Here is a 21,598-nt window from a genome sequence, read left to right as displayed (position 1 = left end):
TTACTCTACCAGCATTTTTAGATAGCTTGTTGCCATTACCTAACAATGCCCGATTTAATGGCTATTACCAATCAGTTATAGCCTTATGTCTGCTCATTCAGCTAGCCGCGAACAGGACGGTTTAACTCATATGTATTCAGGATTGCTGATTATTCTTTTGCCGTTAATTATCGGTTATTTAATTCCCCTTAGCCGTAAATCTTTAATTCAGGCGATTAACCGTTTATTAAGCTGGATGGTTTACGTTATTTTATTTTTTATGGGGATAAGTCTGGCATTTTTGGAAAATCTCAGCGCTAACCTGTTACTTATTTTTCAATACGCCAGCGTCTGCTTCCTGTGTATTTTTTGTGCTAATTTGCTGGCGCTGTTTTTACTGGAACATCGGCGTCCGTGGAAAAATACCCACCGCCAGGAAACCTTGCCTTCCCGTCTGCATATGGTGCTGGAATCCTTAAAGCTGTGTGGCGTGGTTATGGGGGGATTCTTGCTCGGTTTAACCGAGTGGCCGCCACTGCAATTTGCGGCCAAAGGTAGCGAACTGGCGCTGATTTTCCTGTTATTGCTGGTCGGTGTTCAGTTACGTAATAGTGGTATGACGTTGCGGCAAATCGTACTTAACCGTCGTGGGACAATAGTCGCAATTGTGGTTGCCGTCAGTGCGCTGGCTGGCGGTGCTTTAGCCGCATTCTTCCTTGGGCTTCCGCTAAAAACAGGTTTAGCCATTGCGTCAGGCTACGGCTGGTATTCCCTTTCCGGCATTTTGTTAACCGATGCATTCGGACCCGTGATTGGTAGCGCCGCCTTCTTCAACGATCTGGCTCGCGAGTTAGTGGCCATTATGCTTATTCCGACCTTGGTACGCCGCAGCCGCTCAACCGCCCTGGGTTTATGTGGCGCCACCTCGATGGATTTTACCTTACCGGTTTTGCAACGCAGCGGCGGCCTGGAAATGGTGCCAGCCGCGATTGTTCATGGCTTCCTGCTCAGTTTACTGGCTCCCGTGCTGATCGCCCTCTTCTCTTGATTTAATCTCAGTGGGTTGTTTTATAACCCACTGAGATTCATGATAAAGTGCTCGCAACGGTGAAAACAGAGATTGCTGGGGTAAGATTTGTCAGCAGTCTGAGTCCGTTATTTTACAATCCATTATTTTCTCCCTCCGCGAATAAAAGCGAAAAAGTCTCATTCGTAAGAAAAATTGCGCCAAATCAACATAAGTTAAAGTTGCATTAAAAAAGCCTTTTTAAGGCCGTGCCAGACATCTATGCTTTTAAACACGCATTACAAATGCACTTTTAAAAGGAAACCATCATGTTCTGTGTGCAATGTGAACAAACCATTCGTACTCCGGCAGGTAACGGCTGCTCTTACGCTCAGGGCATGTGCGGAAAAACCGCTGAAACCTCCGATCTGCAAGACTTGCTGGTGGCAGTGTTGCAAGGATTATCCGCTTGGGCACTGAAGGCTCGCCAACTCGGTATTATCGATGCGGAAATCGATAGTTTTGCTCCCCGAGCATTCTTCTCAACGCTGACTAATGTCAATTTTGATTCAGAACGCATTATCGGTTACGCCCGTGAAACCATTGTGTTACGCGAGTCTCTTGCCGCGCGCTGCCGTCTGCTGGATGCCACAGCCAATGTTGACCATCCCATGGCCGAACTGCAATTGCTGGCAGATGATATTCCAACCCTGCAACAGCAATCTCAACAATTCGCTCTCAATAGCGATAAGGCTGAGGTCGGCGATGATATCCACGGCCTGCGGATGCTGTGTCTGTATGGTTTGAAAGGCGCAGCGGCGTATATGGAACATGCCCATGTTCTGGGCCAATCTGATGAGACAATTTACGCTCAATATCATGAGTTTATGGCATGGCTGGGGACTCAGCCCCGCGATGTCAATACCTTACTAAATCATGCCATGGGCATCGGCCAGATGAATTTCAACGTCATGGCGATTCTGGACAGCGGCGAAACCCAAGCATACGGACACCCACAGCCAACGGCGGTGAATGTGCGTCCAGTAGCCGGTAAAGCTATTCTCATTTCCGGTCACGATCTGAAAGATCTGCAAATGTTGCTTGAACAGACCGAAGGGCTGGATATCAATGTGTATACCCACGGCGAAATGCTGCCAGCGCACGGCTATCCAGAACTGAAGAAATTCCGTCACCTGGTCGGTAACTATGGTAGCGGTTGGCAAAATCAGCAGGTGGAATTTGCCAAATTCCCTGGCCCGATCGTGATGACATCCAACTGTATTATCGATCCGAATGTCGGCAATTATGGCGATCGAATCTGGACCCGCAGTATCGTAGGTTGGCCAGGCGTCAATCATCTGGAAGGCGATGATTTTTCACCGATTATTATTCAGGCGCAAAGCATGGCTGGCTTCCCGTACAACGAGCTGGAACACATGATTACTGTCGGTTTCGGTCGTCAGACTCTGCTGAACTCCGCAGACACGGTAATTGACCTGGTTTCGCGCAAAAAGCTGCGCCATATCTTCTTGGTCGGTGGCTGTGATGGTAGTCGGGATGAACGTAGCTATTTCACCGATTTTGCCCGCAGTATTCCGCAAGATTGCTTGATCATGACCCTTGCCTGTGGGAAATACCGTTTTAATAAACTGGATTTCGGTACCTTAGAGGGACTGCCACGCTTGCTGGATGTCGGTCAATGTAATGATGCTTATTCCGCCATTATGTTAGCGGTAAAACTATCAGAACAACTGGGCTGTAGCGTCAATGAATTGCCTCTGAGCTTAGTGCTATCCTGGTTCGAGCAAAAAGCCATTGTGATCCTGCTGACCTTACTGTCTCTTGGCGTCAAAAATATCTATACCGGGCCAACGGCTCCGGGCTTCCTGACCGATAATCTGCTGGCCATTCTAAATGAAAAGTTTGGTATGCGTCCGATCACCTCGGTCGAACAAGATTTGAACGACATTTTGGTGGCCTAAAAGGTCATGCGGCCAGCACCTGCTGGCCGCTTTTACTCGACACCACCATGAGGTTTGCTATGACTATGCCTACACCGATGTGCCCTAATCGTATGCAGGTACACTCTATTGTGCAGGAAACGCCCGATGTCTGGAGCCTGCAATTAATCAACCATGACTTTTATCCTTATCAGCCAGGCCAGTACGCGTTGGTGAGCATTCACCATAGCGATGAAACTCTGCGCGCTTACACGCTGTCATCATCACCGGGTCTGAGTCGCTTTATCCGTCTCACGATCCGTTGCCTGCCCGATGGGGTTGGCTCGCGCTGGCTCACGCAGGAAGTCAAACCGGGCAATTATTTGTGGCTGTCCGATGCACAAGGCGAATTTACTTGTGTCGAGACAACGGCTAACCGCTACCTGATGCTAGCGGCTGGCTGCGGTGTCACGCCAATTATGTCAATGTGCCGTTGGCTATTGGCACACCGAACCCAAGTCGATATTCAAGTTATTTTTAACGTCCGAACCCCCGATGACGTGATTTTTTCCGCAGAATGGCAGGCATTAGTTGAGGCACATCCCCAACAGTTGCATCTCACTTTGATGGCGGAATCTGATGCCAGAGCGGGTTTTATCTGCGGTCGAATTTCAGCAGAAATACTGCAACAAGTGGCACCGGATATTCGTCAACGTCAGGTGATGACCTGCGGCCCGGCTGCTTATATGGCATGGGTAGAGAATTATTGCCGTGAGCAACAGGTTGCCGCCGATCATTTCCAGAAAGAACAATTCCATATTGGCACCGAAGTGCCGCAGTCTGAAAATCAACTCACGCTGACCGTTAATCGCCCTCTGCGCCGTTTAGCGGTACCAGTGGGTGTATCCTTGCTGTTCGCTCTGGAGGAAAATCAGTTGCCGGTAAGCGCCGCCTGTCGGGCCGGAGTCTGCGGATCATGCAAGACGCAGATTATCGGCGGAAATTACACCACCACCAGTACCATGACGCTGACGCCAGAAGAAATTGCCCAAGGCTATGTGTTGGCATGTAGCTGTCAATTACACGGCGATACCCAATTGGCCTGATCCCACGCCATCAACGGCAACCATGCTGTTTATGGTGTCTGATGAAGCAACCAATACTGGCAGGGTGCGATTCTCCCTGCCAGATATTATTTATCAACACCCAACTGCTTCGCCAACCCATTCTAGTAATAAATAAAATATCGCCATTCAGACTGCTGATAAACCTCGTTCCGGCGATCTTTGGTGGGAAAATAGATAGATAAATCAAGCGTCAGCGCCAGAGATGGCGCGGAACGAGTCGACAAGGAGGTATTCACGGCGTCTTGGCGATCTGCCGGTTTTCAGCGCGGCGAGCACTTTGTCATTAACCTCCATTCTTGTTTCTTGTTTCTTGTTTTAACAATCCCGCTATGATGGTTTACCTTTTCGTTACCGGGAGCCTTTCCTTTATGTTTATTGATCTACGCAGTGACACAGTCACTCGCCCTTGCACCGCTATGCGTGAAGCTATGGCTAATGCCGAGGTTGGCGATGACGTTTATGGCGATGACCCGACGGTCAACGCGTTGGAAGCCGAAGGAGCAAAGCTGTCTGGTAAAGCCGCCGCACTGTTCTTACCCAGTGGTACTCAGGCTAATCTGGTGGCGTTGCTGAGCCACTGTCAGCGTGGCGAAGAATATATTGTTGGGCAGAAAGCTCATAATTATCTGTATGAAGCTGGCGGTGCCGCTGTGCTCGGCAGTATTCAGCCACAGCCGATTGATGCCAATGATGACGGCAGCCTGCCGCTGGATAAAGTCCTGGCCGCCATTAAACCGGATGATATTCATTTTGCACAAACGCGCCTGCTCAGCTTGGAAAATACCCACAGTGGTAAAGTCCTACCGATAAGTTACCTGCAACAAGCGTGGGAATTGACCCGTGAACACCAGTTGGCGCTGCATATTGATGGCGCGCGGATTATGAATGCGGCAGTGGCGCTGAATCTGCCACTGCCGGAAATAACCCAATATTGCGATACGCTGACCATCTGTCTTTCCAAAGGGTTAGGAGCGCCGGTGGGTTCACTGCTATGCGGGAGTGCAGACTATATCAAACGCGCACGCCGTTGGCGCAAAATGACCGGCGGTGGCATGCGTCAGGCCGGTATTCTGGCGGCAGCTGGTCTGTTTGCACTACAGAACAATGTAGCCCGATTGCAGCAAGACCATGATAATGCGCTATGGCTGGAACGCCAACTGCAGCAATTGGGTGTGGAAATTATTGCACCGGGTGCGCAAACCAATGTGCTGTATATCCGCCAGTCGGTTGAACTCGCCGCCCAAATGGGGGCGTGGATGCGTGAACGCGGCGTGCTAATCAGCGCCGGTCCTGTTACCCGAATGATAACTCACCTGAATGTCAGCCGTGCCGATCTGGAGCGAGTTGTCAGCCTGTGGCGCGAGTTTCTTGCTGCACATAACTGAAAGTAATGATTTTCGCTGTTTGACGCTCTGCTGATACCATCATGCAGGGCGTCCACATCACCGCGTGACTGAAAAATATCATTGAGGAATGATCATGACACCGCAACGAATCCTGGTGTTAGGGGCCAGTGGCTACATCGGCCAGAATTTAATTCCCCGCCTGTGCCAACAAGGGCATCAGGTTACCGCTGCCGCTCGCCGGATTGAATGGTTGGAAGAGCAGGAATGGCCAAATGTTCGTTGCTGTTTTGCTGATTTATATCAACCAGAAACGCTCACCTCGGCATTACAAGATATTGATGTGTTGTACTATTTGGTGCATGGGATGGGCGACAGCACCGATTTGGTCGAGCAGGAACGACTGGCCGCCAATAATATGCAACAAGCACTCAGACAATCCTCCGTTAAGCAGGTCATTTTCCTTGGGGCGTTACAGCCTGATAACAACAGTTCGCCTCATCTGGTAGCCAGAAAGCTGACCGGAGACCTGCTGCGGCAAAGTGGCGTTCCCGTTACCGAACTGCGCGCCAGCATTATCGTAGGCCCAGGTTCTGCGGCCTTTGAGGTGATGCGGGATATGGTTTACAACCTGCCGATCCTGACGCCGCCACGCTGGGTACGTTCAAAATCCTCGCCGATCGCATTGGATAATCTGCTGGTTTATCTCACTGAAATCTTGCATCACCCCGCCGATGAACACCGCATTTTTGACGTGGCCGGGCCAGAGTACATCAGTTATCAAACGCTGTTTGAACGCTTTATTGCCATCAGTGGTAAACGCCGCTGGTTGATCCCAATTCCGTTGCCGACCCGCTTTATCTCGGTTTACTTTATCAGCATGATCACTTCGGTTCCCACCCCTATTGCCAGCGCTCTGATTCAGGGGCTGAATCATGACTTACCTGCTGACGGCCGCCTACTGCAAGCGCTGATTCCACAGCATCTGACCCGTTTTGATGATGCGGTACGGGAAACCTTGCGGCGGGAAGATGAAGTGGTCGATTCCGCCGATTGGGGTTACGACCCGGAAGCTCGCGCTCGCTGGCGACCTGGTTACGGTTTCTATCCTAAACAGGCGGGCTGCCAGTTGACGACCTGCGCCTCCAGCGAAGCCCTGTGGCATGTGGTGCAGCAGCTTGGTGGACCAGAAGGTTATTTTTACGGTAATCCGCTGTGGAAAACCCGTGCCTGGATCGACGATTTGGTCGGTGGCGGCGTGGTTTATGGTCGCCCTGATCGACCCACTTTACAGCCTGGTGATCTGATTGACGGCTGGAAAGTCATTACCTTAAAACCGTTGCGCCAATTGGCGATGATATTTGGTATGAAAGCGCCAGGACTGGGGAGACTAACCTTTACTATCAAAGATTTAGGTAATGAACGTAGTTTTGATGTCAGAGCCTGGTGGCATCCAGCCGGATTCAGCGGCCTACTGTACTGGTTCGTTATGATGCCCGCTCACCTGTTTATTTTTCGCGGCATGGCGAAGCGAATAGCCCAACTGGCCGAACAATATGACCGAGAAACGCGCAAATAGCGTGCATTTGGCGATCGACTACACAGTTTGCGACGCTTAGTCAGCCCTTTCTGATTGCATAGCGCATCATTTCACGAAAGAATGGCACCCTATTTGCTGCACGTATAATCATGATCATGCAGCACTCTGATTTTTGGTGGGAACCGAATTCGTTATGAAGGTATTGGTCACCGGCGCAACCAGTGGGTTAGGCCGAAACGCCGTTGAATATCTCCGCCGTCAAGGCATTAAAGTCACCGCGACTGGTCGTAATCAGGCTATGGGTAGCCTATTGGAGAAAATGGGCGCTGAATTTATTCATGCTGATTTAACGAATCTGGTCTCCTCGCAGGCCAAAGCCATGCTGGCAGACGTGGATACACTCTGGCATTGCTCCAGTTTCACCTCTCCGTGGGGAACCGAGCAGGCTTTTGAGTTGGCTAATGTCCGCGCCACCCGCCGTTTAGGCGAATGGGCTACCGCTTATGGCGTAGAGAATTTCGTGCATATCTCTTCACCAGCGATCTATTTTGATTACCGTCATCACCGAAATATTCAGGAAGATTTTCGCCCACTGCGTTTCGCGAATGAATTTGCCCGTAGCAAAGCCGCCGGTGAAAATGTGGTTATGCAGTTGGCTCTTTCCAACCCGCAGACACATTTTACCATTCTGCGCCCACTGGGATTATTTGGTCCTCACGATAAAGTCATGCTGCCGCGTTTATTGCAGATGATTAAGCACTCCGGCACCTTATTATTGCCCCGCGGTGGTGAAGCATTGGTGGACATGACCTATCTGGAAAATGCAGTCCACGCTATGTGGTTGGCAACTCAAGCCACCCATACGCCGTCTGGCCGCGCCTACAACATTACCAACCAGCAACCGCGTCCTTTACGCACTATTGTGCAGCATTTGCTGGATGCACTGGATATGCCGTGCCGCATCCGTTCGGTGCCTTATCCGATGCTGGATGTTATGGCGCGAACACTGGAGAAATTGGGAGACAAAAACCAGAAAGAGCCGGTATTAACCCATTACGGCGTGGCCAAGCTGAACTTTGATCTGACGCTGGATACCACCCGCGCAGAGAAAGAATTGGGCTATCGTCCGCTGATTTCACTGGATGAAGGTATTAATCGCACCGCCCGTTGGTTAAAAGAACACGGGAAACTGCGCGGCTTCTGACCGGTTGGTGCAGCGGTGGAATCCTCTCTACCCGCTGCACCCGCGGCCTTTAACGTGACACTTTAACCGCAGTACCACTCACACAGACCATCAACATACTGCTATCTTTTCCAATGGTTTCATAGTCAATATCAATGCCGACAATCGCATTGGCACCCAATGCTTCAGCCTGTTCCTGTAACTCTGCAAAAGCGATCTGCCGGGCTTTACGCAGTTCTTTTTCATAAGCACCAGACCGACCGCCGACAATATCCCGCACGCTAGCAAAGAAATCTTTAAAAAAATTCGCCCCTAAAATCGCTTCGCCACTAACCACACCGCAATACTCAGTGATGGTCGAACCTTCTAATGTCGGGGTAGTGGATAACTGCACGGTAAACTCCTTAAGGCAGATTTAAAATTGTGACCGCCCAAATAGCGGCAATGAATGTCTGATAGATCGCTATAACAACACTAAAGTGAATCTCAGGGAAAGAATACGGCACCCTAAGCTCATACATAAAAAGTGATTTGTACTATATTAAGTTCAGAATCGAGTCAGTGCAGAACCGAGTTGTATCTCCGGTATTTCACATAGGTAATAATATGAAAAATAAAAATATTTTACTGGCACTCCCCCTGGCATTACTGTTAAGTGCTTGCACGACCTCTGTTACGCCCGCGTTTAAGGACATTGGTAGCCGCAGCAGCCCTTGCATTGACGGTGGCCCCGACCAAGTCGCAGCACAATTTTATTCCCTGCGAATCCAACAGCTAGGTGGCGTAAACTCAAGCGAGTCATTACGTCCATTCTTGAGTCAGGCACTTTATCAGGATATTCAGACCGCCAGACAGCAGCAGAGCCGTAGCCAAGCGACCCCTCAAGCTGCCGCGACTGAAAAAGAGGTTATCGATAATCTCTACAAAAATTTCAGCGATGCTGATGTCGCCAGCGCGTCAACCATTCCCAATAGCGATGCCAAACATATTCCACTACGGGTGAATTTAGTGCATAAAACACCCGAAGGACATGAATATCGCTGGCAGGATGAAGTCCTGATGGTGCGCGAAGGCACCTGCTGGGTTGTCGATGATATTCGCTTTATCGATAGTCGTGCGACCTCCAGCAGCCTGCGCCAATTATTAAGTCAGCATTAATTTCATTAACTGGATAAAATCGGCAGTAAACGTTCCCCAACGAGGGCAAAATTGACTGCCGACACAGTGAATTATCTGCCGGTTTTATTCACTACCCGACAAATTCTCCCTCACAGGGAATAATGCCAACTATTATGCTACTTTTGTGCTATCAGACCGGTTATTAATAAATTTTAACGCACAAAGATTGCATAAGTATGCTGTGAGAGTTAACATTCTCCGCATCATTGGCTATTCAGATTTGGCGCATGAGTATTCAACTTAACGGAATTAACTGTTACTACGGCGCACATCAGGCGCTGTTCGACATCACATTAAACTGCCCAGCAGGGGAAACTCTGGTTTTGCTGGGTCCTAGTGGCGCAGGTAAAAGTTCTTTGCTGCGTGTACTCAACCTATTGGAAATGCCGCGTTCCGGCACATTACAGATCGCCGGTAATCATTTCGACTTTGCCCAAGTCCCTGGGGCGAAAGCGATCCGCGAACTGCGCCAGAACGTTGGCATGGTATTCCAGCAATACAATCTGTGGCCGCATCTCACCGTGGTACAGAATCTGATCGAAGCACCTTGCCGGGTTTTGGGTTTATCCAAAGATCAGGCGATGGCACGCGCGCAAAAATTGCTGACCCGTTTACGTTTGACCGACTTTGTTGATCGTTTTCCGTTGCATCTTTCCGGCGGGCAACAACAGCGGGTGGCGATTGCTCGTGCATTAATGATGGAACCGCAAGTGTTGCTGTTTGATGAACCGACCGCAGCACTGGATCCAGAAATTACCGCACAAATCGTCAGTATTATCCGCGAATTGTCCGAAACCGGCATCACACAGGTTATCGTTACACATGAAGTTGAAGTTGCCCGTAAAACTGCCAGTCGGGTAGTTTATATGGAGAACGGCCAGGTGGTGGAACAAGGCGATGGCAGTCATTTTGCCCACCCCCACACTGAAGCTTTTGCCAGCTATCTGTCACATTGATATCTATTTGGGAATTTGCGATGAAAAAAATACTAATTGCTGCGGTCCTTGCCAGTATCAGTCTGTCTGCCTCTGCGGCGGAAACCATTCGTTTTGCGGCAGAAGCCTCTTACCCGCCGTTTGAGTTCATTGATGCCAACAATAAAATGCAGGGCTTTGATATCGATCTAGCCAATGCATTGTGTAAAGAGATGCAGGCCACTTGCACTTTTACCAACCAAGCCTTTGACAGTTTGATCCCAAGCTTGAAATTCAAACGTTTTGACGCGGTGATTTCCGGTGTGGACATTACTCCAGAACGTTTGAAGCAGGTTGCCTTTACCCAGCCTTACTACGATAACTCCGCGCTGTTTATTGCCCAAAAAGGCAAAGTAACGGATTTGGCGGCGCTGAAAGGTAAACGTGTCGGTATGCAAAACGGCACAACTCACCAGCGATTCCTGCTGGAAAAACATCCTGAAATCACCGCAGTCCCTTACGACAGCTACCAAAATGCGATCCTCGATCTGAAAAATGGCCGTCTGGATGCAGTCTTTGGTGACACCGCCGTAGTCAACGAATGGTTGAAGCAGAGTGAGGAACTTGCACCCGTCGGCAACAAGATTTCTGATGCAGATTACTTCGGTACCGGCCTGGGCATTGCGGTTCGTCAGAATAATACCGAATTACTGGGTAAGTTAGATGCAGCACTGGCGAAAGTGAAAGCCGATGGCACCTATCAGACAATCTATAAAAAATGGTTCCAACAGTAATTTAAGCCCCCATGAATGAATTTCAACCTTTAGCAAGCGCCGCCGGAATGACCGTCGGCCTTGCCCTTTGCGCGTTGGTCCTCGGCCTGATTCTGGCAATGCTCTTTGCCGTCTTGGAATCCTCCCGCTGGAAAGTCGTCAGCTATCTGGGCACCGCCTGGGTCACGTTGTTGCGCGGTCTACCGGAAATTCTGGTGGTGCTGTTTATCTATTTCGGTTCATCACAGTTGCTGATGATGCTGTCAGATGGCTTTACCCTGAATTTTTATCTCTTCGAACTGCCGGTTAAACTGAATATCGACACTTTCGAGGTCAGTCCCTTCCTGTGTGGCGTCATTGCACTGGCGTTACTGTATTCCGCTTACGCCTCCCAGACACTGCGCGGCGCGCTGAAAGCCGTGCCTATCGGTCAGTGGGAATCCGGTCAAGCGCTGGGCATGAGCCAGACGGCGATTTTCTTCCGCCTGATCATGCCGCAGATGTGGCGTCATGCTCTGCCGGGGTTGGGTAACCAATGGTTGGTATTACTGAAAGATACCGCTTTAGTATCACTGATTAGCGTCAATGATTTGATGTTGCAGACTAAAAGTATCGCGACACGGACTCAGGAACCTTTCACTTGGTATATGATTGCGGCGGCCATCTATTTGGTCGTCACACTGCTGAGTCAGTATGTCATCAAGCTGATTGAACTCCGTACCACACGTTTTGAACGGAGCCCATCCTGATGTTTGAATACCTCCCCGAGATACTCAAAGGGCTGCATACCAGCCTGACGCTAACCCTGGTATCGCTGTTGGTGGCTTTGGTTTTATCGTTGATTTTCACCATTATTCTGACGCTGAAAACCCCGATAGCCACCCAGTTGGTGAAGATTTACATCACGCTGTTTACCGGTACGCCATTGTTGGTACAGATTTTTCTGATCTACTATGGTCCTGGTCAGTTCCCAGCGATTCGGGAATTTCCGTGGTTATGGCATGTGCTGTCGCAACCCTGGCTGTGTGCCATGATCGCTTTGGCGCTGAACAGTGCGGCATATACCACGTTGTTGTTCCACGGTGCCGTGCGTGCTATTCCTGCCGGTCAGTGGCAGTCTTGTGAAGCACTGGGAATGTCTAAACCGCAGTCACTGCGCATCCTGCTGCCGTACGCCTTCAAGCGTGCACTTTCCTCTTATTCCAACGAAGTGGTATTGGTCTTTAAAAGTACCTCACTGGCTTATACCATTACATTGATGGAAGTGATGGGCTATAGCCAGTTAATGTATGGCCGCACTTACGACGTCATGGTGTTTGGTGCCGCAGGTATCGTTTACCTGTGCGTCAACGGTTTGCTGACGCTGTTAATGCGGTTGGTCGAACGCCGGGCACTGGCCTTCGAACGGCGTAATTAAAATCAAAATCATGCCTGCTCTGAAACCCCGGTATCTGCCGGGGTTTCTAATTTTGGTGAATGGAACATCCACGCTAAAACGCACTTTTCTCCCAACGACCAAACCACCGCTTTCTGCCTCCCAATAAGCCGCCGCCCTTTATCTCTCGTTTGAGTCATCATGATAGATTCATTTATTATTATATTTTTAATCACTTTTATTGCATATTAATTCATATCGTGGCAATGTAATTGCGGTTGATTACAGCATTGCGCACCGCTAAATTTTCCTTAGTGTCAATAAAATCAATAAGTCATGTTGTATTTCATTTTAGATCTTCAGACAGGAGTTTTAGGCATGAAAAAGTTATTGCTGGCAACAATTTTAACCGGGATGGCCTTGAGCGCCAGCGCGGCGGAAACCCTCCGTTTTGCGGCTTCGGCAACCTATCCGCCGTTTGAATCTATGGGTGCCAATAATGAGATTGTTGGTTTTGATATGGATTTAGCAAAAGCGTTATGCAAACAGATGGAAGCCAACTGCACCTTTACTAATCAAGCCTTTGACAGCCTGATTCCGGCATTGAAATTCCGCCGCTATGACGCAGTTATTTCTGGTATGGACATCACGCCGGAACGTAGCAAGCAGGTGGCATTTACTCAGCCTTATTACGCCAACTCGGCTATTGTGATTGCCCACAAAGGCAAATTCACCTCTCTTGCCGATTTAAAAGGCAAACGGATCGGGATGGAGAATGGCACCACTCACCAGAAATATATGCAGGAAAAACATCCAGAAATTCAAACTGTCTCTTATGACAGCTACCAGAATGCCATTCTCGATCTGAAAAATGGCCGGATTGACGGCGTGTTTGGTGATACTGCGGTAGTGAATGAATGGCTGAAAACGCATCCTGAACTGGCCTCAGTGGGTGAGCACGTGACCGATGCACAGTATTTCGGTACTGGCTTAGGTATCGCGGTACGTCCCGAAAATACCGAGCTGTTGAATAAACTGAATAAAGCCCTTGATGCGGTGAAAGCTGACGGCAGCTATAAAACCATTAACGACAAATGGTTCCCGCAATAAGCGAAAGATAGCCATGAGTTCTGAAGATATCAGGCCGGATTTCATCTGTATCTCCGGCCTTTTTAATGGATAAACGCTTATGCTGTCAGTTCGCGTCGCACTAACAGCGTCAGTACTTCGTAGTGGCTGGTATGTGGAAACATATCAAATAGCTGAACGCGTTGAATACGGTAATCCGGCAGTGCGGCAATGTCTTGAGCCATCGTTTCCGCATGACAACTGGAATAAAGAATGAACGGCGGTGCCATCTGGCTGAGATAGCAACAAAGTTCAGCGCTAATGCCGCGTCGTGGCGGATTAACCAATACCAACTCCGGCACTTCAGCCTCACCCGTCGCGAAGTGGGTTGAATCCAATGCGGCAAAACTGACCTGCTTCAACCCCAATTTTTCTGCCGATTGGCGGGCGCAAGCAATAGCCTCGGCGCTGATTTCGATGCCGGTCAGACGGGTTTCTGTTGTCGCGCAATGTAAGCCAAACCCGCCGACACCGCAAAACAGATCCCACATACTGCCAATGTTCAATCCACGTACCCAATCTCGTGCGGTCGCATATAACGCCGCCGCAACCTGTGGATTGGTCTGGAAGAAACTTTGTGGCCGGATATACAACGGAACCTGATTAAACTGTTCCTCCAGCGTATGTTGTTCTGTCAATAGGATTTCCTGATCCCCTTCCAGAATCGCCATATGCACCGGCTGAATATTGACAGAGATAACCCGCAGTTGCGGTAATTTCTGCTGTAACCAGGATAATGCATGGCGAATCTGAGCCAGTTTACTTTCTGACCGCAGCACAAAACGCAGCATCATATCACCACTGACAGTGCTCTCTGTCAGCAGTAGAAACTTTAATTCCCCACGTTTGCGCGCTACGTTGTAGGGTGTCAGGCCTGCTCGGGCGATAAACAGTTTAAGGATAGCAAATACTGGCGCAAAACTGGCGGGATACAACGGGCAATCACTGAGATCTACCGCCGTGCCATCACGCTGTAATAGGCCTAATAATGGCCGTTCTACGCTGCCGTTGACCACCATTTTCGCTTTATTACGAAACGCGCTTTCACGACCGAAAACTGGCGTTAGCCATTCAGCAACCGGCTGCCCGGCGAGCAAACTTTCCAGATGATGTTGTTTATCCGCCAGTTGTTGGGAGTAACTTTTCTCCAACCACTGACAGGAACGGCAGCGACCCGCCGTATACTGTGCGCAATGCATGAATATTGACCGTTACTTTTTTGATTGGTTAAGGTTTGCAGCGCCATCGGCTGCCGATGGCGGCGAATTGTAACACCCCCAACGACTAAACACTCATTTTGACTGGCGGAAAAAACGTTGAGAGTGAAAGGGAATAAACAATAGGCCAATAATGACCAGATCTGGAACTTTCTGCATCAGTAGGCTGCGTAACACATCAATACTGGTTTCACCTTCAATACGAAAAACATCCACATATAACCAATCCAATGAAACCAACAACATATAAACGATCACCAGAAACTGGCACAGCAGATAGCACCAACGCCCCCAATTTTTACGCCGGATAACCGCTCGGCCACAGGCAATTTCCAATGACAGTAGCCCGAGACTGGCCAACAGAATCAGTGCAGAATCCCAACCTTGCAAATTTTCCGCGATAAAAGCCTGCATCTCCCCCATTCCCAGTTCGGCAATCAGCAGTAGCAAACCTAAAATTCGAGTGGCAATAATGGCGGTTCCACCAATTAACACGGCGACCGGTGTGGCTGTGGAACCGTTCATTTTAGTTTGTCCGACACCCTGACTGACACTCATCAACCCTCTCCCACAACCCGATGTTATCTTTCACATTAACGCCGCCAACCGGTAGTATGTGAGCGAAAGAAAGCCTAGCAGCTTTGGGCGGTTTCAGCTATGGGTGGATTGGCGCAATTCACGCAACCGCTGTTTTTCCGAGCGGGACATAACCCACCAGGCAATCAGGCCAACCATCCCCACCACCAAGAGGATCAGCGTGGCCAAGGCGTTGATTTCCGGATTAACGCCCATCCGTACACTGGAGAACACCAGCATAGGCAAAGTTGTAGCTCCTGGCCCGGCAACGAAGCTGGCGATCACCAGATCGTCCAATGACAGCGTAAACGCCAGCAGCCAGCCAGCAGCCAGCCAGAGATCAGCGCTGGAGCGATCATCGGAACCGTGATCACAAAGAACACTTTCAACGGTGTAGCTCCCAGATCCATCGCGGCTTCCTCAATGGAACGATCCAGCTCCCGCAGACGCGAACCGATAACGACTGTGACATACGCAGTGCAGAAAGTGACATGAGCCAGCCAGATGGTCAGCATACCGCGTTCCGCTGGCCAACCAATGGCATGCCCCAGGGCAACAAACAGCAGCAGCAGCGATAATCCGGTAATCACATCCGGCATAACCAACGGTGCTGTCAGCATAAAAGCAAACCCGGTTGAACCGCGAAAACGGCCAAAACGCACCATCACAACCGCAGCAATCGTTCCGAGGATCACCGCCATCGTGGCTGAGGCCGCAGCGATAGTCAGGCTCAGCCCAACGGCGGAGAGCATGGTGGAATCATGGAACAGTTCTATGTACCAGCGGATTGACCATCCGCCCCATACAGTCACCAACTTGTTACTGTTAAATGAATAAATCACCAACATCAACATCGGGGCATAAAGGAAAGTGAATCCCACCAGCAAAATAACCCGCCGCCACACTGACTTCACTTCAGGCAAGTTATTCATCCCTGGCCTCCCATTTCTCTATTCTGATGTTTATGGAACCAGAGGATCGGTGCGATCAACAGCAGTAACATGACTGTTGCTACCGCCGAAGCGACCGGCCAATCGCGGTTACTGAAAAACTCAGTCCACAGAATACGACCAATCATGATGGTATCAGGCCCACCCAACAGCTCGGGAATCACGAACTCCCCCACGGCAGGAATAAAAACCAACATCGAACCGGCAATGATTCCGCCTTTCGTCAGCGGCACAATAATATAAAAGAAAGTCTTAAACGGCTTGGCACCCAGATCGGAAGCCGCTTCCACTAGCGAGTAATCTAGACGCGTGAGTGCGGTATATATCGGCAGCACCATGAATGGCAAATAGGCATAAACCACGCCAATGTAAACCGCCGTATTGGTTTGCAATATCACCAACGGATGATCAATAACACCAAGCCACATCAGCGCATTATTCAAAATGCCGTTGTTTTTCAGGATTCCCATCCAGGCATAAACCCGAATCAGGAATGAGGTCCATGAAGGTAAAATAACCAATAACAACAAAATATTACGCGTTGAAGAACGGCTGTGGGCAATTGCCCAGGCCAGTGGATAGCCAATCATCAGGCAGCATAAGGTGGAAATGCCCGCTACCTGCAAAGATTGCAGATAAGCATCGATATACAGCGGATCATCGAGTAATTGCAGGTAATTTCCCAAATTAAGGGAAATATCCAACTTACCATCCAACCAGGTGACCAAATTTGTATAAGGTGGAACAGCACGAGCCATTTCAGCCAAACTGATTTTAAACACAATCAAGAACGGCAGCATAAACAGTAAAAATAGCCACAAATAAGGCAGACCTATTACCCATTTACGTCCATGAACCATTTGCCAGCGTTGTAAACGGGCTTTTAGCCCACCGATTGGATCGGCCGAAGGTTCTTGGTGGCGCGGCACAGAATCAGGTCTCATCTTCTAGCTCCCCAAAACGACACAGCTGTCGGTTTCCCAGCACAGATGCATTTCGTCGCCCCAAGTTGGCATTCCTTTCCGATAACGGTGACCATTCTGCAACTGAGCACTGATAATTTGCCCACTGTGGAGCTTGACGTGATAAATCGACAAATCCCCCAGATAAGCAATATGCACCACTTCGCCCACGGCGAAGTTATAGCCTTCTTCCGGTATACTTTCACACAGCATGATTTTTTCCGGTCGCAGCGCGACCAGCACCGGCACACCATCCACCACCGATGCATCTGAATCTACTTTCAATGGATGCCGTAAAACTGGGCTATGAATCACCAAAGCATCTTCCTGACGTTCGGTTAACACGCCTTCGAACACATTTACCGAACCAATAAATTCAGCACTAAATCTGCTATTAGGATGCTCATAAATCTCTTCCGGTTCACCAATCTGCACAAATTTACCACGATTCATAATGGCAATACGTCCGGCCATGGTCATGGCTTCTTCCTGATCGTGCGTCACCATCACGCAGGTCGCACCAACGCGCTCCAGAATATCTACGACTTCCAGTTGCATCCGGTCACGCAGTTTTTTATCCAGCGCACCCATAGGTTCGTCCAGCAACAATAACTTGGGCCGTTTGGCCAAGCTGCGTGCCAGCGCGACCCTTTGTCGCTGACCACCGGACAATTGGTGTGGTTTGCGTCGAGCAAATTCCTGCATATGCACCAAAGCCAACATTTCCTCTACCCGGTGTTTAATTTCAGCACTCGGCAACTTGTCCTGCTTGAGCCCAAAAGCAATATTTTGCTCTACTGTCATATGAGGAAACAGCGCGTAAGATTGAAACATCATATTGATGGGGCGCTGATAAGGTGGAACATGAGACAAATCCTGTCCATCCAGCACAATCTGCCCCTGCGTGGGTTGTTCAAACCCCGCCAGCATGCGTAACAACGTTGATTTTCCGCAGCCTGACGCACCGAGCAAGGCAAAAATCTCGCCTTTATAGATCGTTAAATTGACATCATCTACGGCGGCCTGACCGTCGAAAGATTTGGTTAAATTACGGATTTCCAATAAAGGGCTGAAGACCTTCAGGGATTTCGACTGCGGGCGGGAAATAACGTCATTCACTCAGCGTGCTCTCCATAAAAGCAGAACAGACCGCATTAATATGCGGCGAAAATAGGCAGCAGAAACAGCCAACCCCTACGCTGTTTCCGCCCTGATTGTTTAGGGTATGGCGGGTTATTTACCTGTTTTGACTTTTGTCCAGGCACGCGTAATCACCCGGTCGATTTTCGGCGACTGGACTTTTAGTGTAAACAGTTTGGCACGAACATCAGCCGGTGGATAAATACCTGGATTATCCCTGACGTCCACATTCACCAGCGCTGTCGCCGCTAAATTAGCATTGGCATAGAACACGTGATTACTGATATTGGCAATCACATCTGGCCGCATTAGGTAATTCAGGAATTGATAGGCTTCATCCTGATTTTTGGCATCCGTTGGCATGGCAAATACATCAAAGAATGCCAGCGCGCCTTCTTTCGGGATACTGTAGGCCACATTGACGCCATTTTTCGCTTCTTTCGCCCGATTAGACGCCTGCATCACATCGCCTGCCCAACCGACGGCTACGCAAATATCACCATTAGCCAGATCGTTTATGTACTGAGAGGAATGGAAATAACGGATATTAGGCCGAAGTTTTAGCAAAAGTTCGGTTGCCGAACCGGTGTAATCACCCGCATTGCTACTATTGGGATCTTTCCCCTGATAATTTAAAACCGTGGCAAATATCTCGCTCGGTGCATCCAGGAAAGAAACGCCACAACTTTTCAATTTTTCCAAATTTTCCGGTTTGAGCACCAAATCCCAACTGTTGATCGGTGCATCGGTACCCAATGCAGCTTTGACTTTTTCGACGTTATAACCAATCCCGGTGGTCGCCCAAAGATAAGGAATGGCATACTGATTTTGTGGGTCGTGTTGACTCACTAATTTAAGTAACTCTGGATCCATATTTTTGTTATTCGGTAATTTACTTTTATCCAACGGCTTAAATACACCGGCAGATAATTGGCGCTCAAGGAAACTGGCCGAAGGCACCACCAGATCAAATCCGGTACTCCCAGCCATTAATTTCCCTTCCAACACCTCGTTAGAGTCAAATACGTCATAAACCACTTTAATGCCGGTTTCCTTTTGGAAATTAGCCAGTGTGTCCGGGGCAATATAATCGGACCAGTTGTAGACGTGCAGTACCTTTTCCTCAGCAGATACTGCGACGGACGCGGCCATGAATAGGCCAGCAGTCACACCCGATAACCATTTTTTATGTTGGGTGAACATCCGTTAACTCCTCCAGAACAGGAATAAATCATCGAATTGAATTTGCGTCCTTCGGACGCAATACCTTTCCTGATCGAGCGCTATTGCCGCAAAGTTCATTATGCATGTCTATGCACTGGAGATAGCGTTACCTGCCTGAGCAAATAATCACAAACTCACGGAATAATCAGTTAGCCGTTACAGGAAATAAAGCATAACCGCAGTGAGATACCGGTACTAGACTCTAGCGTAAAAAACGCCTTTTATCGATTTTCTATGCATAGTTAATCTATGTCATTCGACACTTACGGCATAAACGGCGCTAAATATCTGGCAAAATAGGGTAAAAAGCAGAGGATCTTGTGGTGAGAAAAATGAGTAACAGCATGCCGCCAAGGGTGGCGGCCAGCTAAATTAATGGATAACCGGGAAAGAAGTGGGAACAATCGGTCCTTCGTCCTCTTCAGTTTCACCAATAAACAACAGATCGTTAGCCCGAGCCTCCAGAATAATCATCGACACTTGTTCTTCGCTCTGCTGCATAAAATAACCAAATTGCTCCAGGGTCATACCCTGAGTGACATAAACTGATTGGCAGACGATCAGTTTTGGTAGATTGTCATCCTGAATATCGATAAAAGCTTTGGCAGTCAGCGAACTGGCGTTGATCTGGCTTAAATCGGCAACCAGAGGAATCAGCGCCGTAGGTCTGATTTCAGCCAATGCAGAGAACAGAATCACGTTATCAACCAAATCCACTTTGGCATCAAAAACGCCTTCAAAATTTTGCATATGGGGTAAATGAAGCGCCTGACACGAGTCGCATTCAAAAAATGAGATCCCCAATTGATCCAGCCAGCGCCGTAATAAGGCTAAATCCGGGACGATGAGTGAATCCATAGCAACCACCTCACGATTCTCGCAACAAGAAAAGTGGCATAGCTTACGGAATATTCGCCGTTAGCGCCATGACCAATCCTGACTAATTGATAGCAACGACCAACACGATCCACTTGATAGACAGTGAGATAAGCAAACGGTCGTCAAAATCAGCTTTTATCATTATTAACTTTAGGGTTTAGTGTTTTTTTATCCGCATCAGTCGGTTCTTTTTTATCAATCCCGTTCATGCCCAACAACGGACCGAATCCCTGAGCCACGCGCCACACAATACAGGCAGCCGCAGGTATCATTAAACCTATGCCGATAAATATCATCATGATTGCAACCGTCGGCTCGCTGAGACCTGCGGGCAATATCAGGTATTGATGAAGGCTTAAATAGGCCAGCACCAACAATAGTATCCCTAATGCTTCAAGTAGCATCACTCTCTTCGGCATGTCGCCAAGTGCACGCATATCTTTCTCCTTTCCACTTATCCATAAGGTTTAGCCAAGTCTATTAAATCCAGCAACGTTCCAACAGGATTCCTGCCACCGATAGGTTCGAATAATTAGATTAACAGGCAATTCCTGCTTTTTTTTCGCTACATCAGCGGGCATAGTAACACCCAATGAAAGTGAGTAATACGCGACAAGTCATTCAACCATCGGATTAAACCGATGAGCAGACGAAGTGATTAACTCAATATAATCAAGGAGTTTTGCATGTTTACTGTAATTTTCGGACGTCCTGGCTGCCCTTATTGCGTCCGAGCTAAAGAACTGGCTGAGAGACTGAAAGCAGAACGCGACGATTTTGATTTCAACTATATTGATATCCATGCCGAAGGCATCACAAAAGCCGATCTGGAAAAAACTGTCGGCAAGCCGGTTGAAACCGTGCCGCAAATCTTTATCGATGAAAAACACATTGGTGGCTTTACTGATTTTGAAGCTTACGCCAAAGAACATCTGAACCTGTTCAAATAAGCACGTTTTTTGCTGATGACATGATTTTCGAGATGACGAGATGAATAGAGGGTGCTTCTGCACCCTTTTTCACCTCGATGCTATCAACAGACTTGTTTACACCGACTGAAAGGGAAAGATTTTATCCGGAAATCGAGATTATCTGGCTGACTTTACTCTTTATTCCCCCTTCACAAGCATATTTATCCGCTAACAGTGATTTCCCCGCTAACC

At 48.8% G+C, this 21,598-nt stretch carries 21 protein-coding genes and 1 pseudogene; 13 read left to right on the top strand and 9 right to left on the bottom strand.

Translation table 11 applies throughout. The annotated features are described in order from the left end of the window. The first annotated feature begins 130 nt into the window (after nucleotides 1-130). The 6 genes from DJ39_RS09350 (at nucleotide 131) to DJ39_RS09325 (ending at nucleotide 8,139) form a co-directional block, all read left to right on the top strand. Nucleotides 131-1,027: a LysO family transporter gene (locus DJ39_RS09350; RefSeq protein ID WP_038241508.1), complete on the top strand. Its 897-nt coding sequence runs from the start codon at nucleotides 131-133 to the stop codon at nucleotides 1,025-1,027. Between the two features lie 287 nt (nucleotides 1,028-1,314). Beyond that, nucleotides 1,315-2,967 (top strand): hydroxylamine reductase, encoded by a 1,653-nt coding sequence (gene hcp / locus DJ39_RS09345; protein ID WP_004717316.1) that lies wholly within the window; start codon nucleotides 1,315-1,317, stop codon nucleotides 2,965-2,967. A gap of 59 nt (nucleotides 2,968-3,026) precedes the next feature. Further along, on the top strand, nucleotides 3,027-4,031 hold the full coding sequence (gene hcr, locus DJ39_RS09340; RefSeq protein WP_038251323.1) for an NADH oxidoreductase: 1,005 nt from the start codon (nucleotides 3,027-3,029) through the stop codon (nucleotides 4,029-4,031). A 389-nt stretch (nucleotides 4,032-4,420) separates the two neighbouring features. After that, a complete protein-coding gene (ltaE, locus tag DJ39_RS09335; RefSeq protein ID WP_004717312.1) occupies nucleotides 4,421-5,437 on the top strand; it encodes a low-specificity L-threonine aldolase in 1,017 nt (338 codons plus the stop codon). A 94-nt stretch (nucleotides 5,438-5,531) separates the two neighbouring features. Beyond that, on the top strand, nucleotides 5,532-6,974 hold the full coding sequence (locus DJ39_RS09330; RefSeq protein WP_038251321.1) for a DUF2867 domain-containing protein: 1,443 nt from the start codon (nucleotides 5,532-5,534) through the stop codon (nucleotides 6,972-6,974). A 154-nt stretch (nucleotides 6,975-7,128) separates the two neighbouring features. Continuing rightward, nucleotides 7,129-8,139, top strand: coding sequence for an NAD-dependent epimerase/dehydratase family protein (locus tag DJ39_RS09325; protein ID WP_004717308.1), 1,011 nt, complete (start codon nucleotides 7,129-7,131; stop codon nucleotides 8,137-8,139). Nucleotides 8,140-8,188: 49 nt separating this feature from the next. On the opposite strand, the gene DJ39_RS09320 is transcribed toward DJ39_RS09325, so the two are convergent. Continuing rightward, on the bottom strand, nucleotides 8,189-8,512 hold the full coding sequence (locus tag DJ39_RS09320) for a heavy metal-binding domain-containing protein (RefSeq protein ID WP_004717306.1): 324 nt from the start codon (nucleotides 8,510-8,512) through the stop codon (nucleotides 8,189-8,191). Nucleotides 8,513-8,724: 212 nt separating this feature from the next. Between DJ39_RS09320 and DJ39_RS09315 the strand changes: the two genes are divergently transcribed. The 6 genes from DJ39_RS09315 to artJ (DJ39_RS09290) all read left to right on the top strand — a co-directional run bounded on the left by DJ39_RS09315 (nucleotide 8,725) and on the right by artJ (DJ39_RS09290) (nucleotide 13,469). Further along, nucleotides 8,725-9,276, top strand: coding sequence for a lipoprotein (locus DJ39_RS09315; protein WP_004717303.1), 552 nt, complete (start codon nucleotides 8,725-8,727; stop codon nucleotides 9,274-9,276). A 248-nt stretch (nucleotides 9,277-9,524) separates the two neighbouring features. Further along, entirely contained in the window at nucleotides 9,525-10,253 is a 729-nt protein-coding gene (artP, locus tag DJ39_RS09310; RefSeq protein ID WP_038241502.1) for an arginine ABC transporter ATP-binding protein ArtP, read from the top strand. 20 nt (nucleotides 10,254-10,273) lie between these two features. Beyond that, nucleotides 10,274-11,005, top strand: coding sequence for an arginine ABC transporter substrate-binding protein (gene artJ, locus DJ39_RS09305; RefSeq protein ID WP_004717299.1), 732 nt, complete (start codon nucleotides 10,274-10,276; stop codon nucleotides 11,003-11,005). Between the two features lie 11 nt (nucleotides 11,006-11,016). After that, complete coding sequence (gene artQ / locus DJ39_RS09300; protein ID WP_004717297.1) at nucleotides 11,017-11,733, top strand: arginine ABC transporter permease ArtQ; 717 nt, start codon at nucleotides 11,017-11,019, stop codon at nucleotides 11,731-11,733. Continuing rightward, entirely contained in the window at nucleotides 11,733-12,401 is a 669-nt protein-coding gene (artM, locus tag DJ39_RS09295) for an arginine ABC transporter permease ArtM (RefSeq protein WP_038241501.1), read from the top strand. Before artQ ends, artM begins: the two co-directional genes overlap by 1 nt. A 336-nt stretch (nucleotides 12,402-12,737) precedes the next feature. Continuing rightward, a complete protein-coding gene (artJ, locus tag DJ39_RS09290; RefSeq protein ID WP_004717292.1) occupies nucleotides 12,738-13,469 on the top strand; it encodes an arginine ABC transporter substrate-binding protein in 732 nt (243 codons plus the stop codon). Nucleotides 13,470-13,546: 77 nt separating this feature from the next. Here the strand turns inward: artJ (DJ39_RS09290) and rlmC are convergent, their stop codons facing one another. From rlmC to DJ39_RS09250, 8 genes and pseudogenes are all read right to left on the bottom strand, one after another. After that, a complete protein-coding gene (gene rlmC, locus DJ39_RS09285; RefSeq protein WP_038251320.1) occupies nucleotides 13,547-14,686 on the bottom strand; it encodes a 23S rRNA (uracil(747)-C(5))-methyltransferase RlmC in 1,140 nt (379 codons plus the stop codon). A gap of 93 nt (nucleotides 14,687-14,779) precedes the next feature. Then, the gene (locus DJ39_RS09280; RefSeq protein ID WP_004717288.1) at nucleotides 14,780-15,262 is read right to left on the bottom strand and encodes a YbjO family protein; all 483 of its coding nucleotides are present in this window, start codon (nucleotides 15,260-15,262) and stop codon (nucleotides 14,780-14,782) included. A gap of 93 nt (nucleotides 15,263-15,355) precedes the next feature. Continuing rightward, nucleotides 15,356-16,212 (bottom strand): annotated as a pseudogene (gene potI, locus DJ39_RS09275) (putrescine ABC transporter permease PotI). Continuing rightward, entirely contained in the window at nucleotides 16,209-17,174 is a 966-nt protein-coding gene (potH, locus tag DJ39_RS09270; protein ID WP_038241497.1) for a putrescine ABC transporter permease PotH, read from the bottom strand. The pseudogene potI and the gene potH overlap by 4 nt, the downstream one beginning before the upstream one ends. Before the next feature lie 3 nt (nucleotides 17,175-17,177). Then, nucleotides 17,178-18,311, bottom strand: coding sequence for a putrescine ABC transporter ATP-binding subunit PotG (gene potG / locus DJ39_RS09265; protein ID WP_004717281.1), 1,134 nt, complete (start codon nucleotides 18,309-18,311; stop codon nucleotides 17,178-17,180). A 114-nt stretch (nucleotides 18,312-18,425) separates the two neighbouring features. Then, complete coding sequence (gene potF / locus DJ39_RS09260; protein WP_004717279.1) at nucleotides 18,426-19,535, bottom strand: spermidine/putrescine ABC transporter substrate-binding protein PotF; 1,110 nt, start codon at nucleotides 19,533-19,535, stop codon at nucleotides 18,426-18,428. 393 nt (nucleotides 19,536-19,928) lie between these two features. Next, entirely contained in the window at nucleotides 19,929-20,414 is a 486-nt protein-coding gene (locus DJ39_RS09255; RefSeq protein WP_004717277.1) for a type III secretion system chaperone family protein, read from the bottom strand. Between the two features lie 149 nt (nucleotides 20,415-20,563). Next, complete coding sequence (locus DJ39_RS09250; RefSeq protein WP_045844532.1) at nucleotides 20,564-20,872, bottom strand: YbjC family protein; 309 nt, start codon at nucleotides 20,870-20,872, stop codon at nucleotides 20,564-20,566. A 249-nt stretch (nucleotides 20,873-21,121) separates the two neighbouring features. Here DJ39_RS09250 and DJ39_RS09245 point away from each other — a divergent pair, with 249 nt between their 5' ends. Then, nucleotides 21,122-21,385 (top strand): GrxA family glutaredoxin, encoded by a 264-nt coding sequence (locus tag DJ39_RS09245; RefSeq protein ID WP_004717272.1) that lies wholly within the window; start codon nucleotides 21,122-21,124, stop codon nucleotides 21,383-21,385. The last annotated feature ends 213 nt before the right edge of the window (nucleotides 21,386-21,598 follow it).

Source organism: Yersinia ruckeri ATCC 29473 (assembly GCF_000754815.1).
Taxonomy (GTDB): domain Bacteria; phylum Pseudomonadota; class Gammaproteobacteria; order Enterobacterales; family Enterobacteriaceae; genus Yersinia; species Yersinia ruckeri.
This window is presented reverse-complemented; position numbering and strand designations above follow the sequence as displayed.

What these genes read in the sequence shown, in the direction of transcription:
- artP (WP_038241502.1), top strand. Translation starts at nt 9,525, where the DNA reads ATGAGTATTCAACTTAACGGAATTAACTGTTACTACGGCGCACATCAG.
- artJ (WP_004717299.1), top strand. Translation starts at nt 10,274, where the DNA reads ATGAAAAAAATACTAATTGCTGCGGTCCTTGCCAGTATCAGTCTGTCT.
- artQ (WP_004717297.1), top strand. Translation starts at nt 11,017, where the DNA reads ATGAATGAATTTCAACCTTTAGCAAGCGCCGCCGGAATGACCGTCGGC.
- artM (WP_038241501.1), top strand. Translation starts at nt 11,733, where the DNA reads ATGTTTGAATACCTCCCCGAGATACTCAAAGGGCTGCATACCAGCCTG.
- ltaE (WP_004717312.1), top strand. Translation starts at nt 4,421, where the DNA reads ATGTTTATTGATCTACGCAGTGACACAGTCACTCGCCCTTGCACCGCT.
- DJ39_RS09250 (WP_045844532.1), bottom strand. Translation starts at nt 20,872, where the DNA reads ATGCGTGCACTTGGCGACATGCCGAAGAGAGTGATGCTACTTGAAGCA.
- rlmC (WP_038251320.1), bottom strand. Translation starts at nt 14,686, where the DNA reads ATGCATTGCGCACAGTATACGGCGGGTCGCTGCCGTTCCTGTCAGTGG.
- DJ39_RS09245 (WP_004717272.1), top strand. Translation starts at nt 21,122, where the DNA reads ATGTTTACTGTAATTTTCGGACGTCCTGGCTGCCCTTATTGCGTCCGA.
- hcp (WP_004717316.1), top strand. Translation starts at nt 1,315, where the DNA reads ATGTTCTGTGTGCAATGTGAACAAACCATTCGTACTCCGGCAGGTAAC.
- DJ39_RS09255 (WP_004717277.1), bottom strand. Translation starts at nt 20,414, where the DNA reads ATGGATTCACTCATCGTCCCGGATTTAGCCTTATTACGGCGCTGGCTG.
- potF (WP_004717279.1), bottom strand. Translation starts at nt 19,535, where the DNA reads ATGTTCACCCAACATAAAAAATGGTTATCGGGTGTGACTGCTGGCCTA.
- DJ39_RS09280 (WP_004717288.1), bottom strand. Translation starts at nt 15,262, where the DNA reads ATGAGTGTCAGTCAGGGTGTCGGACAAACTAAAATGAACGGTTCCACA.
- DJ39_RS09325 (WP_004717308.1), top strand. Translation starts at nt 7,129, where the DNA reads ATGAAGGTATTGGTCACCGGCGCAACCAGTGGGTTAGGCCGAAACGCC.
- DJ39_RS09315 (WP_004717303.1), top strand. Translation starts at nt 8,725, where the DNA reads ATGAAAAATAAAAATATTTTACTGGCACTCCCCCTGGCATTACTGTTA.
- artJ (WP_004717292.1), top strand. Translation starts at nt 12,738, where the DNA reads ATGAAAAAGTTATTGCTGGCAACAATTTTAACCGGGATGGCCTTGAGC.
- DJ39_RS09350 (WP_038241508.1), top strand. Translation starts at nt 131, where the DNA reads ATGTATTCAGGATTGCTGATTATTCTTTTGCCGTTAATTATCGGTTAT.
- potH (WP_038241497.1), bottom strand. Translation starts at nt 17,174, where the DNA reads ATGAGACCTGATTCTGTGCCGCGCCACCAAGAACCTTCGGCCGATCCA.
- DJ39_RS09330 (WP_038251321.1), top strand. Translation starts at nt 5,532, where the DNA reads ATGACACCGCAACGAATCCTGGTGTTAGGGGCCAGTGGCTACATCGGC.
- hcr (WP_038251323.1), top strand. Translation starts at nt 3,027, where the DNA reads ATGACTATGCCTACACCGATGTGCCCTAATCGTATGCAGGTACACTCT.